We start from the raw sequence: 18927 nt of genomic DNA on the forward strand, positions 1-18927 counted from the left end.
GATGGATAGGTTCGCCTGCTGTGGGAGAGGCCCATCGAGACCACTGCCTCGACGGTTCTGGTCGCCACCGACGGCGGGTCGATGACGGTGACATCGATCCCCTGGTCGGCGAGCCCTGCTTGGATCAGGTGCGCCTTCCCCGCCAGGCTGGTGCAACCGGGGATGATCACGTGGGCTCCATCCTCCTCGACCGCCCTCGTACTCACGTCGATCGCCACCGACAGCGTCTTGGCCATGTCGTCGTCGAGTTCCATCACGGGGATCTGGAGCGATCGCACCGACGCCAGTCGACAGGTCAGGCCGTAGCGGTCGACTTGCCGTTCCACCAGTGGAATCAGCGAGTCGAGGACGGTGAGCACCGAGAACCGGTACCCGAGCGTCGCCGCCAGGTGCATGGTCGGCTCTGCCGGACCGAACACCGGGATGTCGAGTAGTTCTCTTGCGGGTCGCACACCCGGGTCGAGCATGCAGTCGACGATCACGGCATCGACTCCCTCGTCCTGGGCCTCGACGGCCCGGGCGAGGATTCCGGGGATTACCACAGCCAGGTCCCGATGGCTCTCCAGCGAGACGGTGCCGTGGGTGAGCGTGGTGATGGTCACCTCGGTGTCCGGGCCGGCCGCCAGCCGGTAGGCGTCGAGTGACTCCTGTTCCCAGCTGGTGGTGATGGTCGGGTTGATCACCCTGATGTGCATCATGTCCTCCCCGATTCGAGTCTCGGCCCCAGCTCCATCGACGGGTCGTGCCACTCGAGTGGTTTGGCGACGGGAGGCGGGTAGCTCCGGCGACTGTGTGTCACACCGAGTCGGATCATCGTCTCGATCTGGCGGATCGCCACCAACAGAGGGTTGAGCACCGGGACGGCGGCACCTCGCTCAGCAAGCATTCGCGCCGCGATGCCGGCCATCGACGACAACAAACTGCACCCCGGAATGATCACTCCGGCGCCGTCCTCGAAGACGGCGGCGGCCGATGCTGCAACGAAGGCGTCGAGGGTGGCGCCCGGGTCCGTCACGAGTTCGAGCACCGGCAACCCGAGGGCCCGTACCGGCCCGGCGCTGTCCGACAAGCCGTTTCGGGCGATCAGTTCCTCGACCATCGGGATGTCCTCTTCACTCGTCGTGACAATGGCGAATCGGTGACCGAGCATCGACGCCAGATGCATGCCGGCCTCACCGGGAGCGGACACCGGGATTCGCACCGCTTCCCGGGCGGCGTGGAGCCCCGGATCGTCCATGCAGTTGACCACCACTCCGTCGGCGCCGGACTGCTCGGCGAGAATCGCCTGCTCGATGATCCCCGGCACCGCGAGCTCGTCGTCGACGCGCGATTCGATCGAGGCGGTGCCATAGTCCAGCGCCACCGGCTCGAGGATGATCCCCGGATCGTCGAGGAATGAGGCCATTTCCTCGTTCCACTCGTTGCTTATCGTCGGGTTGATCACCCGAATCCGCAGCACGGTCTGAGTCACGGTCATGCGTTACGCTCCCTCACAGTTGGCCAGTAGACGGAAGGCGATCGACTCGGCGAGTATCCCCCGCTGCAATTCGCGGAGATCCACGCTCTCATCGGGACCGTGCTCACGGCTGAGATGGTCACCGACACCGGTGAGCAGGATCGCCGCATCCGGATACCGTTCGGACAGATCGCCCACAATGGGGATCGAGCCGCCGATGCCGATGTCGGCGGCGTCCCGCCCCCAAGCAATCCGGAATGCCTCACGGTAGGCGTCGTAGGCGGCACCGGTCGTGTTCATTCGGAACGCCTCTCCGAGCCCCCAGTTGCCGATGGTGAGCCGGGCTCCCCACGGCACGTTGGCCACCAGGTGTCGCTCCAGCGCCGCCCTCGCCCGCTCAGGATCCTCACCCGGCGCCAGCCGAAGACTGATCACCGCCCGCGCCGATGCAGCAAGCTGGTTGATCTCCTCTCCCACCGGTGGGGCGTCGATCGCCAGCACCGAGATCGCCGGACGGGTCCACAGCCGGGAAGTGAGGTTCCCGCTACCCACCAACTCGACCCCCTCCATCATGCCGGCAGTCTCACGCAACTCGTCCTCGGTCAGGTCGAGCGGATCGACCTCGTAGGCGACGAGACCTGGGACGGCGACGTTGCCCGCCCCGTCCTGGAGCGACGCCAGCAGCCGGACCAGGGCGCTCAACGCGTCGGGCACCGGCCCGCCGAACATTCCCGAGTGGATCCCGCTCTGGAGCGTTCTCACTTCGATGGTGCAGTCAACGAGACCTCTGACCGACGTGGTGAGCGATGGCGCTCCGGTCTTCAAGTTGCTCGAGTCGGCGATGACGATGGCGTCTGCCCTGAGCTGCTCCCGGTACGCGTCGAGGAAAGCGGTCAGGTTGGGCGAGCCGATCTCCTCTTCCCCTTCCACGAGAATCTTCACGCCCACCGGCGGACGGCCACCGTGAGCCATCACGGCACCGAGATGGACGGCGATGCCTGCCTTGTCGTCGCAGACCCCGCGTCCATACAACCGGCCGTCTCGCTCTGTCGGCTCGAACGGCTCACTCACCCACTCTGCCGTCAGCCCGGGCGGCTGCACGTCGTAGTGGGCGTATAGGAGCACCGTCGGCGCCCCCGCCGGAGCGGGGATCTCACCGAAGACGGACGGATGGGCACCCTCGATCTCGAGCAGCCGCACGTCCTGCATCCCTGCTTTGGCAAGCAACGCTGCCGTCGCCACAGCGGCGCGGCGCACCTCCTCGGCGGGATACTGCTCGGCGCTCACCGACCGGATGCGGGTGAGATCCTCGAGCATACGCCGAACCGACGGGAACAGCTCGGCCACGTTCGCCACCAAGTCGTTATGAGATGTCGTGTTCGTCACGGATCCTCCTGTCAGTATCCGGTCGCTCCCATTGACCGGCAGAGCTCGGCGAGTTCAGGATGGACATAGCGGCCGTGGTCCTGGATCTGGACATCGTCGAGCCACACCGAGGGCGACAGTACGACGCCGTCGGAGTGGATAGGCGAGCCCATCGCCGAGGCGCCGAGTCCGAATTGCATGCAACCGAACACACGCTCGTCCTCGAGAATCCGCCCCGTGGGCTCGGTGACGCCCGGGTTGAATCCGTAGCAGGAGTGATCCATCAGGCGGGCTGCCGGATGATCGAACGCGCCGAGCCATGTCTTGTAGGCACGTGCCTGACGACCGCCTTCGACGCGGGTCACGCAGCCGTTCTCGATCGAGAGGCTCACCGGTTCGGCGAGCAGCCCGATGGAGGCGGGCGGCCAGATGGTTCCGTCGTAGACCAGCACGCCCTGGTAGCTCTCCCGGTGGGCCATGTAGCCCGACTGGCCGCCCAGCATTTGGGCATATCCACCTTGGCTGGGTGGATCCTCGAAGAAGGGGTCACCCGCCGGGTCGATGGTCATGGTCAGGTCGGTACCGAGGTCACAGGTGATGCGCACCTGCTCGGCAGCCTGCGACATCACGTACAGGCGCGTCGCCATCTCCTGAATGGCGGCGTAGTCCACACGGCCGACGGTCCGCACCAGCATGTCGACGTCCATGCCGGTGAGCTCCACGTAGACGCAGCCGGCGTCGATCGCCTGGTGATACGCCTTCGAATAGAGCTGATAGGCAACGCTGAAGTTGACCCACACATCCGCGGCGACGGCGGCCCCCGCCACGGGCGCCGGTGCGTCCTGCATCGGCTCGGCCAGCGTCGGATAGGAGATCAGCGTGGGAATCCCACCTACCGTGTGAACGGCCGCGGCGGTCGCCTGGGCGACCCGCCAGTCTGCGGCTGTGTCTGCGGTGATCAGCACCTCCTGTCCAGGTGAGATCGGCCGTACCTCCGTCACCAGCTTCATAGCCGCGTGGGTCAGTTCAGGGGAGTAGAAGTCCGCAAGAGTCTCTGTGCCGAGCTTGCCCACCATCCTCACCTTCCTTCCATGAGTTGCTCGATCGGAACGTAGGCGAGGTCGAACCCGTAGTACCGGGGTCCAGTTGCACCGTCGAGCGCTTCGGGGGTGCGCTGTTCTTCGAGACCTCTCATCCCGACGGCCACCACTTCGTCTCCTTCGGCAATGAGCGTGTTGGTCGTCCCCTCGCCGGTCAAGGGATAGGCGAGTGTCACCAGGTCGGGGCTGCACACCCACGGTTGCCCGTTGAGCCAGGTGACGTGGTTCTCGTTCTTGAACCAGACCCGCAGAGTGTCGCCCTCATATGAACCGGAACCGGTGATCTCGAGCGTCCCGAACATGTAACCGTCGCGATCCTCCCAGTCCTTCTTGGTGACGATGCCCTCGAAGAGCCGCCATCCGCCGGCCACTGCGATGGCTGCATCGATCGGATCTTCACCGCGCTCGGTGGCGGATCGCATCGCTCGCCCGATGGCGAGGCATTTGCTGAGGGTCCCCCGGACGAGGATCTCCTTCATCTCCGAGCCGGGCAGCACCGTCGACGCCAGGGTGGTGGTCCCGAACGCGGCGACCGCCAGCATCTTCCCGATCCGTTCCAGCATGTGCGGGTTCACCGTGTAGGTGACGATGGCGACGTTGCCCCACTGATCGACAGATGCAAAAGGCCAGCTGTCCTTGCCGGCGAGGAACGGCGTCCCCTGCATCTCGTCGGGGATGGCACGACCGGCGTAGTCCCCATCCACCAGTGGGACTCCGAGACGCGCGGCCGTTACCAGAGGAGCAGGTGTGTTTCCCGCCCCCAGCTCGGCGGCGACGAGACAGCCGATGGGATCGCCGAGGTACCGGCCCAACTCCTTCACCGCCTCGGCCATCGAGTCGTCCCCGAACCGATCCTCGAGGTGCATCTTGGCGATGGATTCCTCGATTTCCGGACCCTTCGGAGCGATCGACCCCATGCCATAACAGGTAGCGGTCGACGTCTCGTCGGGGATGTCGTCGACATCGACCCATTCCAGGTCGAGCCCCTCGTGGAGCGCGGTGCGCAGCATTCCCATGCCCCACTCCACACTGCCCCCTCCCCCGGTCCCCATGAAGAGGCAACCGCGTACGAAATCTTCGCAATCCTCCGGTGTCTTGAGTCTTCCGTTGGGCAATCTATTCCTCCTGATCGGTGACGCAACCCGCCTCTCCGAGGCGGATTTCGGTTCGATGGTCGGCAACGTTCTGAGTGTCGGGTTCACGCCTCCCCGTCATTGAGAATGTGACAGGCCACCGGGTGGCCGGTACCTCTCGAGTCGAGCTCGGGCACCTCCGCCCGGCACCGCTCGACGGCGAGCGGGCAACGCGGTGCAAACGAACAACCCGAGCCGATCTGCTCTCGATCCCGGGTCTTCGGCTCGGATGTCCGCTCACGGCGCCCGATGTTGGCGATTGACGGCATCGAGCCCAGCAGAACATCTGTGTACGGATGCCTGGTCCCGTCCGCGAAAATCGCTTCGGTTGTGCTTATCTCCACCACTCGACCCAGGTACATCACCACCACACGGTCACAGACATGGCGGATGACGCTCAGGTCGTGGGAAATGAAGAGGTAGGCGAGCTTCTGTGTGGCCTGGAGCTCGTCGAGCAGATTGAGGATCTGTGCTTGCACGGAGACATCGAGAGCGGAGGTCGGCTCGTCGAGGACCACCAACCGCGCTCCGAGCGCGAGGGCTCTCGCCACGGCCGCTCGCTGGAGCTGACCGCCACTGAGTTCGTGAGCGTATCGGGTAAGCAGGTCCCCTGGCATCCCCACCCGCCTGAGTAGCTCACGGACCTCGGTCTCGAGCGCTGCGCCACGCAGGTCGGTGTGCGTTCGGAGCGGCTCGGCCACACACTTGAGGATCGTGAACCGGGGGTCGATCGACGAGTACGGGTTCTGGAAGACCATCTGCACGTCGCGTCGCAGCTCCCTCGCCCTCTTGCGGGAAGCACCGTGGAGGTCTTCGCCGTCGAGCAGCACCCGGCCTTCGGTCGGGGCGAGCATCCCCATCACAATCCTGGCAAGCGTTGTCTTGCCGCAGCCGGACTCGCCCACCATCCCGACCGTCTCCTCTGCGCCGACCACGAGGTCGACCCCGTCCAATGCTCTGACATGTCCACGACCCGCCCCGCTACGCGACGCGTAGTCCTTTGTCACGTTGACGAGCTCGAGGAGCGGTGTGCTCACGACCGTACTTCCGTCATAGGGAGGTGACAGGCCACACCGTGGCCATCGGTGTCCTCCACCCACGGCGGCCTGGTCCGGCAGACGTTCATCGCCTCGGGGCATCGGGGCCGGAAAGCGCAGCCCTCGATGGGTGCGAGCCCGTCGGGCACGCTTCCCTCGATGACCCGCATCGCCTGCTCGGGTCCGATCGCTTCGGGCAGAGCCGCCAGCAGTCCCGAGGTGTAGGGATGACCGGGGCGAGTGAGTACCTGGATCGTGCTCCCCTGCTCGACCACTTTCCCGGCGTATGCGACCGCGACCCGATCGCACACCTCGGCCACCACCGCCAGATCGTGGGTGATGAGCACAATCGACAGACCTTCTCGTTCTCGCAGATCGAGCAGAAGGTCGAGGAACTGCGCCTGAATGGTCACGTCGAGAGCCGCTGTGGGCTCGTCGGCGATGATCATCTCGGCCCCGCAGGCCAGGGCCATGCCGATCATCACCCGCTGCTGCATCCCCCCGCTCAGCTCGTGAGGATACGAACGAAGGATCTGCTCGGGGTAGCGCAGGCCGACCGCGCCCAACATCTCGATCGAGAGTCGAACCGCCTCGGGCTTTCCCACGCCGCGGTGGAGTCTCACGAGCCGGATCATCTGTTGGCCGATCGTGAACACCGGATTGAGCGAGGCGGCAGGGTCCTGGAACACCATGGCGATGCGGCGGCCTCGCACGCTCATCATCTCCTCGTCGCTCTTGCCGACCAGGTCCTCGCCGTCAAAGACAACTCGTCCCCCGACGATGCTCCCCGGATGGCGAATCATGTTGAGCACCGCCATCCCGGTGACCGACTTGCCGCAGCCCGACTCACCAACCAACCCGAAGATCTCGCCGCGAGCGACGTCGAAGCACATCCCGTTCACGGCGTGCACCGTTCCGGCGTGCGTGCGGAAGTGGACCCGAAGGTCCTCGACGGAGAGGAGCGGGCCGCTCACGACACCACCCTCCTCGTGCGGGGATCGAGAACGTCACGGGCAGTGTCTCCCAACAGGTTGAATGCCAGCACCACCAGGAAGATCGCCACACCGGCCGATCCGGCATACCACGGACGGCCGATGAAGTAGATCCGCCCGATGCTCACCATCTGGCCCCAATCGGCGGTCGGCGCCTGGACCCCCAGCCCGATGAAACTGATTGCAGCAGCCATGAGGATGGCGGAGCCCATGTCGAGGGTCGCCTGCACCAGCACCGGGGTGAAGACGTTGGGAAGGATGTGAGAGGTGATGATCCGGCGATGGGGCACGCCGATGCTTCGCGCCGCCTCGATGAAGTCCCTCGACCGAAGCGAGAGCGTCTGGGCGCGCACGATCCGCGCGTACCAGGGCCACCAGGTGAAAGAGATCGCGATCATGGTATTGAAGAAGCTGCCCCCCAGAGCGGCGGCCAACGCGATCGCCAGGAGAAGCGGTGGGAACGCCAGGAACACATCGGTAATCCGCATCAGGAGATGGTCGATCCTTCCTCCGACATAGCCTGCGACCGCACCAAGAGGAACACCGACGAGGGCGGCGAAGAAGACCACGAGGAATCCGATGCTGAGCGAACTCCGACCCCCGTACAGGACACGAGCGAGCACGTCGCGACCGAGGTAGTCGGTACCGAGCCAATGGGATGAACTCGGCGCCAGGAACTTCTCGGTGATGTTGGGCGCTCCCAGACCCTGGTCGGCATAGGGCGTGAGCCACGGAGCGAAGATCACTCCGGCGATGATGATCCCGAGCACCAGGAGCGACGCTATGGCCAACGGATCGCGCCGGAACGCCTTCCACATGAGCCGCCATTCACTGACGCTGTGCAGGACCGGGCCGGGATCGTCTGCAGTCGGGACGGGGTTCTCAGTCACCACGGATCACTCCAACACCACGCGGGGGTCGAGCGCCGCCTGAACCAGATCGAGGACGAGATTGATGACCACGTAGAAGAGCGTGACGATCAGCGTGACCGACACGATCACCGGAAAGTCCACCGCCAGTACGGCATTGGTGACGTAGGCACCAAGCCCGGGCCACGAGAAGATCACCTCGATCAGGATCGACCCGGTAAGGGAGAACACGAACGACAGGGCAAGAGCACTGAGCGTGGGAATGACGGCGTTCTTGAGCGCCAGCACAAACAGGCGGATGCGTCGTGGCACGCCGAGCGTCTCGGCGGCCAGGATGTATTTCTCCGACAAGACCTCGATCATCGTCGAACGGGTCATCCGGATCACCAGCCCCACCGGGTACGTGGCCAGTACCACCCCTGGCATGATCAGATGCACCGCCGCGTCACGGAACGCGACCCAGTTCCCTGCGATTGCCGAGTCGATCAGCAGGAACCCGGTCACCGAGACGATCGGGTGGTTGAGCGCCACGTAGGTCGACAATCTCCCACCCAGCGGGAGGAGGCCGAGCTTGCCGAACAGGAACAACTGAAGCAGGAGACCGAGGAAGAACGTTGGTACCGAGATGCCGGCGATCGAGATCAGCCGAGTTGCATGATCGAGCACGCTCCCTTTGCGCGCTCCCGAGAGAACACCGAGCGGAATCCCCAGCAGAATGGCCAGGGCCATGGCCACCATCACCAGCTCGAGCGTGGCCGGAAGGAACACCTTCACGTCCTCGAGGATGGGTCGGCGGGTGGTCACCGACGTACCCAGGTCACCACGAAGTAGGTCCTCGGCATAACGGACGTACTGGGTGGTGAGCGGCTTGTCGAGCCCGAGCTCGCGAGTCACCCGCTGGATCTGCTCTTTAGTGGGATGGGGCCCAACCCAGGCTGCGGCCGGATCGGACGGCACGACACGGGCGATGAAAAAGGTCATCACCGACACGCTCACGATGACGAGCACCGCCATCGCCAGTCGCTTCGCCACATATCTCAGTCGTGCCCTGTACACGTCACCTCCAAGGAAAGGAGATCGGCCACCACACGCCGGCGGCGACGGGCGGTGGCCGATCTCGCTGGCGTGTCAGCGACTCAAGTCGTAGGCGAACACGACGTGGGGGTACGCCGGGTTGTCGACATACCCTTTGATGTCCGCCCTGGCGACATGGATGTTGGCGACGTCGTAGAGGAACACTGCCGCGGCATCATCGACGAGCATCTTCTGCGCATCGATGAACATCTGGGTCGCCGCCTCACGATCCACGCCCGACGTGGCGTCCGCCTTGTCTATGAGGGCGTCGAACTCGGCGTTCTTGTAGTAGCCGAGGTTGAAGAGTGTCTCGTCCTCGCTCCGGAACATCGAGTACAGGAACGAAATCGGTGAGACGTAATCCGGCCACCAGTAGAACAGGAACACGTCCTGGGCGCTCTGCGGGTCGGACTGACCGAGGGCCCACTGAGCCTCCCACGTCATCGCCTGCACGTCGAGGTTGATCCCGACCTTGGCGAGATCTGCCTTCCACACCTCCGCCACCTGCTGCTCGTCGAGATCGCCTGTCGCGTAGGTGAGCAGGAGATCGAAACCGCCATCTGCATATCCGGCCTCGGCAAGCAGCTCTTTCGCCTTGCCCAAATCGTAGGGGTAGCGGAACAGGTCGTCGGAGTGGCCCCACATGCCCGCGGGAACCGGACCGTGGGCGGCGGTGGCCCGCTCGCCCATCACGTTGGCGACGAAGTCGTCGTAGGGGAACGTATAGGAGATGGCCTGGCGCACCTTGGGGTCGTCGAGCGGCGGCTTCTGGGTATTGAGCAGGCCGAGGAGATTCTGGAACGATGGATTGGTGTAGACCACCAGGTCGTCACGAGCCTCGAGCGCCGGCAGGTTGTCGGGCGGGACGTCGTACGTGAAGTCGGCGGTACCCGACTCGATCTTCTGCTGACGAACAGTGGGATCCTCGTCGATCTCGAAGACGACGGTATCGAACTGGCCCTCGGACCATCCACCCCAGTAGTCGTCATTGCGAGTCATCACCAGACGGGAGCCGGGCTCGTAACTCTCGATCGTGTACGGGCCGGTGCCGGCGCAGTTCCCGGCCTGGAACCAGTCGGTGCCGTACTCGTCGGCCTTCGGGCTGAAGATCCACGATCCGTACCCGGAAGAGGCCACCAGATCGAGCGGGGCCGGGTAGCTCAGGGTGAACTCGACCGTCAGATCGTCCACCACCTCGATCGACTCGACCGATGCCCAGATGTACGAGGCACCGAGCCCCATCACCTGGGTGCGCTCGATGGCCGACTTCACGGCGGTGGCGTCGAAAGGCTCGCCATCCTGGAACTTCACACCCTCACGCAGATGGAAGGTCCACACCGTGCTCTCGGGGTTGGATTCCCAACTCGTCGCCAGGCGTGGGCTGAGTACTTCGGCGCTGCCCGGCGGGTTGTAGAAGGTGAGTGTTTCATAGCAATTGGACGTCACTACCGAGTCGTTCGAGAAGCTCACCGACGGATCGAGGTCGGGGAAGTCGGTAACGTTCGAATACACGAAAACGTTCCTGTCGGATTCGGCAGGCGCTTGTACCTGGGTCGTGGCAACGGCCGCCGGAGTGGTCGTCTCCGCCGGCTTCTCGACGACACCGCCGGAGCACGCCGCCAGCAACGCGACAACGAGACTCCCAGTGATCACTCGACTCCATCGAAACACGTTATCCGTCCTCTCTGCCCGAAGGGCTTATGGCCTCACAGGCCAGTTTTCGATCTGTGCAAGAATCATCGGTGTCTTTGGCGTCGGGGGCCCAAGCCGTCACGGCCACGTGACCGGGTTTCGGCGAGCGAGGGACAGACTGACGCCTTGTCCGGTTCGAACCACTCCTGCCCCACTCTCCGGTGGCGCTGTCGGCCTCGCGGACGGTCTCGAGCACCGAGCGCCTGTCAGCGTTCGCAACGGTGACGGCTCTGCATGCGAAGAACGCCGGTACGTCCGGCAAACCCGAAGAGGGACACTGGAGAAACGGTCTGTTTGCCGTGGCCAGAGGGCGAATGGACCGGGACCAGCAGTTCCTGAACGGCAGAACCACCGATCTCCCCGTGGGGTGATGGGCAAGCATCGACTTTCGCTCGAGAGGTGTGACGCGGATGTCCTTCGCCAAACGGTGGGCAACAGATACGCCGGCGGTGCCACCACGGATCACGACAACGTGGGATCGAGTCACTTCGCGGGCGAAGGGGCTGCAGGGACAGTTGTCACGGTCGTTCGCATGGCCTCTCATCGTCCTCCGGGTGGTCCAACCGCCTGCCTGTGCTCGGCAGCCGGATAGATGACTGCCAAATGATGACGCTATCCGCGGACCCACACGGTGTCGTTAGACGATCGTCGGTGTCTCGTGCCGTCTTGTCAGGCAGTTGCAGAACAGGGGGCCAGACTGGGCAGAAGCAGATTCGCCTGCGAGACAGGGTCGTAGGAGCGCAGTCTTGGAGACCTTCGAGGAGAAGAGGTGCATCAGGAGCAGGACCTGGCTGGATTCCATCGGCAGGGAAACGATCGTGAGACCACCGACGTTCCGGTGAATGAGCAGGTCCGGATCCGGTTGGCGGTGCTGCGAGGAAAGCACGATCGTGAAGGCGCCCCACCCGGAAAGGAAATGGATCCTCCGCCGCATCGTATGCTGTCGGCACAACGACCGGGAGTGATCATGGACGAGTCAGGAATCCTCACCGAGGCAGAGGCATTCGAGCTGCTGGCACACCTCGTGTCCTCGGCAGACGTGTCTCTCTTCGAACCGAGGAAGTACCCGCCGTATCGTCTGGTGGATGCCGCAGGACGGCTGGCAGCGCGTGCCGCCGACCGAGTCGAGCCTGCCCATCGCGAGTTCTGGACTGCGCTCGCCGCCAAGATCGAGGCCGAGAAGGACCTCATGATGTTCGACCCGCCTGGCTTCGAGAGGCTTGTCCACTCGCTGTCGGTGGACATCGTCGACGAGATGGCGCGACGTCTCGACGTCCCCGCCCGGGAGCCGGGTCGATGAGTGACAGACCGGTATTCGACGCCATCCGACGACGGAGAGTCACGCGCAACTTCGACGAACGGCCCGTGGCGAGAGACGCCCTCACCGACCTGCTCGAGGCGGCCCGATGGGCTCCCGGCGGAGGCAATTCCCGGTTGCACAAGTTCGTCGTCATCGACGATGCGGACACACTCGATCTGATCAGGCTCGTGTCGCCCGGGATGGAAGAGCGCCCGCCCGCGCTCATCGCCGTCTGCACCGACCTCGAGGTGTGCGAGCGACAGGGCGTCGATCTCGAACTCGACAGCGTCGCCATCATCGACGTGGGAACCGCCACGATGAACATGATGCTCGCAGCGCAGGAACTCTCCCTCGGCACCTGCCCGACCACCTCGTTCAGTCGTTCCGGCGTCGCGGCGGCGTTGCGGCTCCCCGAGCACCTGCGACCCGAATTGCTCCTTCAAGTCGGCCGGCGCGGCGAGGTCCCTCGCCGCCGGCGGCCCGGTACGAGGATCAACATCGACGACCTCGCCCATTGGGGTGCATACCAGTCGGATCGATCCGGTCGGGACGCCCCATCGAAACGAGACTCCCACCGTTCAGACTGACCTGGCACGGCCGGCGAGGCAATCGGGATCGGGACCAAGGTGGCGTGGTCCGTCTTCTTGGTGCCTGGACGGGGACCACCACACCCTCGACAGGTGGAGCCTGCGGTGCGGTCTCGGTGACAATGGCGGGAAAACCGGAGTCCCGTCGTGAGCTACCTCCCACGGCCCTCTTCTTCGCAGAACGACCGACCTCTGGGTACTCTCACCCAGAACCGGCCGGTCGACTACCGGCCGGATGTGAGGAAGCATGAAGAGGGATCATCAGCAGATTCGGCAGGCAGAGGGGCTCTACCACCCTGCCCTCGACCACGACTCGTGCGGCATCGGGTTCGTTGCCGACATCAAGGGCCGCAAGAGTCACCAGATCATCACTCAAGGGCTGACGGTGCTCGCGAACCTCACGCATCGCGGTGCAGTCGGAGCGGATTCGTTGGCGGGTGACGGTGCCGGGATGCTGCTTCAGATACCCGACGGATTCTTCCGGCCCGAGATGGCGGAACAGGGAGTCCGCCTTCCGGAACCCGGTAACTACGGTGTTGGACTGATCTTTCTGCCCCAGGATCCCGTCGACCGCGTCGTGTGTGAGAACCTCTTGACCGAGCTGGTGATACGCGAGGGCCAGCAGCTACTCGGGTGGCGTGACGTTCCCGTAGACTCGTCATGCCTCGGAGTGAGTGTCCGGCCCATCGAACCGGTGATCCGCCAGCTGTTTATCGGCCGTGGCGAGAACATCGTCGATGCCGATCATTTCGAGCGCAAGCTGTACGTGATTCGCAAACAGGCCCATGTCCAGCTGGAGAAACGCGCTCCCTACCTCATAAGACGAGGCGAGTTCTACGTGACCTCGATGTCGGCCAGGACCATCACGTACAAGGGCATGATGCTGGCCAAGAGACTCGCCGTGTACTACAAGGATCTCGCCGATGAGCGGACCGAATCGGCTCTTGCGCTCATCCACCAGCGGTTCTCGACGAACACATCCCCGTCGTGGCGCCTGGCGCAGCCTTTCCGCTATCTGTGTCATAACGGTGAGATCAACACGGTCCAGGGCAACGTCAACTGGATGATGGCTCGCCGGCAGAACATGTCCTCGGAGATCATTGGCGATGACCTCGAGAAGTTGTGGCCCCTGATCGGAGATGGAGCATCAGACTCGGCAACGTTCGACAATGCACTCGACCTGCTGCTGGCGGGCGGGTATCCCCTCGGTCACGCCATGATGCTGATGATCCCCGAAGCTTGGGCGGACAACCCGCTGATGGACAGCGGGCGCAAAGCCTTCTACGAATACCACGCCGCCCTGATGGAACCGTGGGACGGGCCCGCCGCCGTGGCGTTCACCGACGGCAGACAGATCGGTGCCACCCTCGATCGCAACGGGCTTCGCCCGGCCCGGTATTTCGTCACCGATGACGACCTGGTCGTGATGGCGTCGGAGATGGGCGTACTCGACATTCCCGAAGAGAAGATCGTCAAGAAGTGGCGCCTCCAACCTGGCAAGATGCTGCTGATCGATCTCGAACAGGGACGCATCATCGATGATGCGGAACTCAAGAACTCTCTCTCCGGGGCGAAGCCATACCGGCAATGGCTCGACGAAACCCAGATCCATATTGCCGAGCTTCCGCCGGAGGTCGCTGCCATGGGACCGGATGCGGGGACCCTGCGCAATGCTCAGAAGGCCTTTGGCTATACCCGCGAGGACATCGAGTTCTTCTTGAAGCCGATGGCCTCCGAAGGCAAAGACCCCATCGGGTCAATGGGCCGTGACACACCGCCGGCGGTGCTGTCCGACCGTCCCAAGATGCTATACGACTACTTCAAGGAGAGATTCGCCCAGGTCACCAACCCTCCGATCGACCCGATCAGGGAAGAGACGGTGATGTCGCTGGTATCTCTGATCGGGCCTCGACCCAACTTGCTCGATCTCAACACCGGTGGCACCCACAAGCGGCTGGAGGTCACGCACCCGATCCTCACCAATGTGGATCTGGAACGGATTCGCCGCATCGAGAACCATGTCGACGATGCCTTCCGGACCCGCAAGCTGAGCATCTGTTACCCGGCCGGCGAAGGCGCCGCCGGTATGCAAGCAGCGTTGGAGAGACTGTGCGATCGGGCCATCGAGACGGTACGCGAGGGTCGCAACATCCTCATCCTGTCCGACCGTCGCCTGGAGGTGGATCGGATTGCCATCCCGGCCTTGCTGGCGACCGCAGCCGTTCACCACCATCTGATCAGGGCCGGTCTCCGAACCGAAGTGGGACTGGTCGTCGAGACCGGCGAGGCCCGCCAGGTTCATGACTTCTGCCTGCTCGGTGGCTACGGCGCCGAGGCCATCAACCCGTACCTTGCATTCGACAGCATCCATGCTCTCGTTGACGAGCTGCCCGGCAGCCCGTCCCCGGAAGAGGCCGAGAGGCGCTACACCAACGCGCTCAACAAGGGCATGCTCAAGGTGATGTCGAAGATGGGTATTTCAACGTTCCAGTCCTACTGCGGTGCCCAGATCTTCGATGCCGTCGGCTTGAACACCGAGTTCGTCGAGCGGTACTTCACGGGCACTCCCTCGGTGATCGAGGGTATCGGTCTCGACGAGATCGCTGCCGAGACGGTGCGGCGCCACAAAGTTGCCTTTGGCACCAAGACATATCTCACCCCCGGTCTCGATGTTGGCGGCGACTATGCGTTCCGGATGCAGGGCGAGGTGCATGTCTGGACCCCGGACACCATCTCCACGCTGCAGCACTCGGTCCGATCTGGTGACTATGACCTCTTCCGGAAGTACACCGCAATGGTCAACGACCAGACCCACAAGTTGAAGAACCTCCGGGGACTATTCGAACTCGACTTCCTCGACGAACCGATCCCTCTCGAGGAGGTCGAGCCCGCCTGCGAAATCGTAAAGCGCTTTGCGACCGGCGCCATGTCGTTCGGATCGATCTCGTGGGAGGCCCACACCAATCTCGCAATTGCGATGAACCGGCTCGGAGCCAAGTCGAACACGGGCGAAGGTGGCGAGGAACCGAGCCGGTACGTTCCCCTGGAGAACGGGGACTCCATGCGGTCCGCGGTCAAGCAGGTCGCATCGGGTCGCTTCGGGGTGACGACCGAGTACCTGGTACACGCCGACGACATCCAGATCAAGATGGCCCAGGGTGCCAAACCCGGCGAAGGAGGCCAGATTCCCGGCTACAAGGTCAATGAGTGGATCGCCAAGGTGCGCCACTCGACACCGGGCGTCGGCCTGATCTCACCCCCGCCTCACCATGACATCTACTCTATCGAGGACCTCAAGCAGCTCATCTTCGATCTGAAGAACGTAAACCCGACAGCCCGCATCAGCGTGAAGCTGGTGTCCGAGGTCGGTGTCGGCACGATTGCCGCCGGTGTCGCCAAGGCACACGCCGACCATGTCCTCATCTCGGGCAATGAGGGTGGCACGGGCGCCAGCCCCCTCACCTCGGTGATGCAGGCAGGCTCGCATTGGGAGATAGGTCTGGCCGAGGCGCACCAGACCCTGGTCGCCAATGGCCTGCGGGGACGGATCGCGATTCAGACCGACGGTGGCATCCGCACCGGCCGGGATATCGTGATTGCGGCGCTGCTGGGGGCGGACGAAGTTGGTTTCGGCACCGCCGCTCTCATCTCCGAGGGCTGCATCATGATGCGCAAGTGCCACCTCAACACATGCCCGGTCGGTGTGGCCACTCAAGACCCCGAGCTGCGCAAACTCTTCCCCGGCAAGCCGGAGCACGTCGTCAACTTCTTCATGTTCATTGCGGAAGAGACCCGAGAGATCATGGCCAGGTTGGGCTTCCGCACCTTCGCCGAGATGATCGGTCAAAGTGATCGCATCCGCGCAAAGGACGCAATCGAGCATTGGAAGGCTCAGGGTCTGGACTTCTCCAAGGTCCTGTTCAAGCCTCGGCCCCGACCTGGTATCGCCATCAGCAACACCGGAAAGCAACAACATGCTCTGCATCGGGCTCTCGACAACGGTCTCGTCGAGAAGGCGATGCCGGCTCTCGAGAATCGGCAGGCGGTGTCGATCGAGACTTCCGTGAACAACACGAACCTTGCCGTTGGCGCAATGCTGTCGGGTGAGGTTGCCCGTCGATACGGTCACGCCGGTCTCCCCGATGACACGATCCACATCAAGCTGAACGGGACCGCCGGACAGAGCTTCGGCGCCTGGCTGGCTCACGGCATCACGCTTCACCTCGAAGGAGACGCCAACGACTACGTCGGCAAGGGGCTGTCAGGCGGTCGCATCATCATCGAGGCGGAACCTTCCGGCCCGATCGTCCCACGGGAGAACATCATCATCGGCAACACGGTGCTCTACGGCGCCATCTCCGGCGACTGCTACTTCAACGGCGGGGCCGGGGAGCGATTCGCCGTCCGGAACTCCGGCGCCATTGCCGTCGTCGAACGAATTGGCGACCACGGCTGCGAGTACATGACCGGTGGCTGTGTCGTGGTAATCGGCAAGGCCGGCAGGAACTTTGGAGCCGGGATGAGCGGCGGGATCGCATACGTGATCGACGATGCCGGCGATTTCGAGCAGCGGGTCAATCACCACATGGTCGAGATCGAGCGAGTCGCGGCAGACGACGGTGCCCCGCTCGAAGTCACCGATGACCCCACTCCGGAGGAGCTTCTCGCCGATCCGCTGAGACACGACGTGTGGCGGCTGAAGACCCTCATCGCCCGCCACGCCCACCTCACGAACAGTTCCCGGGCCGAGGAGATCCTTGACAACTTCGACGATTACCTGCCCAGGTTCTACAAGGTCGTGCCGGTGGAGTATCGGCGGGCGATGCAGCAGCGCACGCTGACGGTGGGGAGCGTGTGATGGGCTCGCCGACAGGGTTTCAGAAGACCGATCGCCAGGAGCGTGGCTACCTGCCGGTGGAGGAGCGCCGCAAAAACTATCGCGAGTTCTCGATTCCACTGACGGATGAAGCGCTGGCGAAGCAAGGATCCCGTTGCATGGACTGTGGCGTCCCGTACTGCCATTCCGGCTGCCCGATCCATAACATCATTCCCGATTGGAACCGCCTCGTATACCGGGACAACTGGCGTGAGGCCGTTGACGTGCTGCATTCGACGAACAACTTCCCCGAGTTCACCGGCCGGGTCTGTCCGGCTCCCTGCGAGGAGGCGTGCACACTCAACCTCCACGATGCCCCGGTGACCATCAGGACGATCGAGCACGCGATCATCGAAAAGGCCTGGGAGAACCGGTGGATCGACCCCAAGATCCCGGGTAGGCACACTGACAGGCGCGTCGCCGTCATCGGGTCGGGGCCCTCCGGTCTGGCCGCGGCGCAGCAGTTGGCCCGGGCCGGTCACCAGGTCGAGGTGTTCGAAAAGAACCCCAAGATCGGGGGCCTTCTCCGCTACGGGATCCCGGATTTCAAGCTCGCCAAGTCTGTAATCGACCGCCGGCTGGCACAGATGCAGGCAGAGGGCGTCGAGTTTCGTGTCAACAGCCATGTCGGTGTAAACGTGCCGGTGGAGCGTCTCGTCAACAAATACGACGCGCTGGTGCTGGCGGCCGGGTGTGAGAAGCCGCGAGATCTCGTCATCCCCGGGCGCGATCTCCACGGCGTGCATTTTGCGATGTCGTTCTTGACTCAGCAGAACCGAAGGGTTGGCCGCGAGTCCCTCGGTGATCTGGAGCCGATCACCGCCGAGGGCAAGCACATCGTGGTTATCGGTGGTGGCGACACCGGCGCCGATTGTGTCGGGACATCGAACCGCCAGGGCGCTGCCTTCGTCACGCAACTGGAGCTGTTACCACGGCCCCCGGATCATCCCGACAAGATGCTCATCTGGCCCAACTGGCCGACGAAGCTACGAACGTCTACGTCTCACGACGAGGGGTGTGAGCGGTTGTGGTCGGTGGCGACCACATCATTCGAGGGCTCGGCCGGGCGGATCGAGATGCTGCGAGGTGTCGGCGTCGACTGGAAGCAGATTGACGGCCGCTGGGTGATGACCGAAGTCGCCGGAAGCGAGTTCGAACTGCAAGCGGATCTCGTCCTGTTGGCAACTGGGTTTGTCAGCCCCGTCCATGAGGGCCTGCTCGAGCAACTCGGCATCGAGTTCGATCAGCAAGGGAATGTGGCTGCGAACGCCGACGACTACGAGACGAGCGTGCCCGGCATCTTTGCGGCCGGTGACATGCGCCGCGGCCAGTCGTTGGTCGTACGGGCCATCAACGAGGGTCGTCGGTGTGCGCGCGCAGTCGACGAATACTTGATGGGCCACAGCGACCTTCCCCGCTGAGCCTCGATCGCGCCGCCGGTACCGC

The 18927-nt window shown here is 63.9% G+C and carries 15 protein-coding genes; 5 read left to right on the forward strand and 10 right to left on the reverse strand.

Features of this window, described 5'->3' with window-relative positions; all coding sequences use genetic code 11:
* From GWP04_02910 to GWP04_02955, 10 genes are all read right to left on the reverse strand, one after another.
* A partial coding sequence (locus tag GWP04_02910; GenBank protein NIA24500.1) for a hydrogenase expression protein HupH occupies positions 1-698 on the reverse strand: 698 nt, incomplete at its 3' end.
* On the reverse strand, positions 695-1477 hold the full coding sequence (locus GWP04_02915) for a hydrogenase expression protein HupH (GenBank protein ID NIA24501.1): 783 nt from the start codon (positions 1475-1477) through the stop codon (positions 695-697). The genes GWP04_02915 and GWP04_02910, both read right to left, overlap by 4 nt.
* 3 nt (positions 1478-1480) lie before the next feature.
* Positions 1481-2842, reverse strand: a complete 1362-nt coding sequence (locus GWP04_02920; GenBank protein ID NIA24502.1) for a M20/M25/M40 family metallo-hydrolase — start codon at positions 2840-2842, stop codon at positions 1481-1483.
* Between the two features lie 11 nt (positions 2843-2853).
* Complete coding sequence (locus tag GWP04_02925; protein ID NIA24503.1) at positions 2854-3897, reverse strand: hypothetical protein; 1044 nt, start codon at positions 3895-3897, stop codon at positions 2854-2856.
* Between the two features lie 2 nt (positions 3898-3899).
* Positions 3900-5036: a DUF917 family protein gene (locus tag GWP04_02930; protein NIA24504.1), complete on the reverse strand. Its 1137-nt coding sequence runs from the start codon at positions 5034-5036 to the stop codon at positions 3900-3902.
* Between the two features lie 83 nt (positions 5037-5119).
* Positions 5120-6193 carry an ATP-binding cassette domain-containing protein gene (locus GWP04_02935; protein NIA24505.1) on the reverse strand — a complete coding sequence of 358 codons (1074 nt, stop codon included), beginning with the start codon at positions 6191-6193 and terminating at the stop codon, positions 5120-5122.
* Complete coding sequence (locus GWP04_02940) at positions 6088-6984, reverse strand: ATP-binding cassette domain-containing protein (GenBank protein NIA24506.1); 897 nt, start codon at positions 6982-6984, stop codon at positions 6088-6090. The genes GWP04_02935 and GWP04_02940 overlap by 106 nt, the downstream gene beginning before the upstream one ends.
* Positions 6985-7061: 77 nt before the next feature.
* Positions 7062-7901 (reverse strand): ABC transporter permease subunit, encoded by an 840-nt coding sequence (locus GWP04_02945; GenBank protein ID NIA24507.1) that lies wholly within the window; start codon positions 7899-7901, stop codon positions 7062-7064.
* A gap of 78 nt (positions 7902-7979) precedes the next feature.
* Positions 7980-8966 (reverse strand): ABC transporter permease subunit, encoded by a 987-nt coding sequence (locus GWP04_02950; protein ID NIA24508.1) that lies wholly within the window; start codon positions 8964-8966, stop codon positions 7980-7982.
* Positions 8967-9080: 114 nt separating this feature from the next.
* Positions 9081-10679 (reverse strand): ABC transporter substrate-binding protein, encoded by a 1599-nt coding sequence (locus GWP04_02955; GenBank protein NIA24509.1) that lies wholly within the window; start codon positions 10677-10679, stop codon positions 9081-9083.
* Between the two features lie 260 nt (positions 10680-10939).
* On the opposite strand from GWP04_02955, the gene GWP04_02960 reads away from it, so the two are divergent.
* From GWP04_02960 to gltD, 5 genes are all read left to right on the forward strand, one after another.
* Entirely contained in the window at positions 10940-11089 is a 150-nt protein-coding gene (locus GWP04_02960; protein NIA24510.1) for a hypothetical protein, read from the forward strand.
* A 398-nt stretch (positions 11090-11487) separates the two neighbouring features.
* Complete coding sequence (locus GWP04_02965; GenBank protein NIA24511.1) at positions 11488-12018, forward strand: hypothetical protein; 531 nt, start codon at positions 11488-11490, stop codon at positions 12016-12018.
* Positions 12015-12605: a hypothetical protein gene (locus GWP04_02970; GenBank protein NIA24512.1), complete on the forward strand. Its 591-nt coding sequence runs from the start codon at positions 12015-12017 to the stop codon at positions 12603-12605. Before GWP04_02965 ends, GWP04_02970 begins: the two co-directional genes overlap by 4 nt.
* Before the next feature lie 247 nt (positions 12606-12852).
* Positions 12853-17463, forward strand: coding sequence for a glutamate synthase large subunit (gltB, locus tag GWP04_02975; GenBank protein NIA24513.1), 4611 nt, complete (start codon positions 12853-12855; stop codon positions 17461-17463).
* Positions 17463-18902: a glutamate synthase small subunit gene (gene gltD / locus GWP04_02980; protein NIA24514.1), complete on the forward strand. Its 1440-nt coding sequence runs from the start codon at positions 17463-17465 to the stop codon at positions 18900-18902. The genes gltB and gltD overlap by 1 nt, the downstream gene beginning before the upstream one ends.
* Positions 18903-18927 lie beyond the last annotated feature (25 nt).

This window comes from Gammaproteobacteria bacterium (assembly GCA_011682695.1).
GTDB lineage: Bacteria > Actinomycetota > Acidimicrobiia > Spongiisociales > UBA4744 > BMS3Bbin01.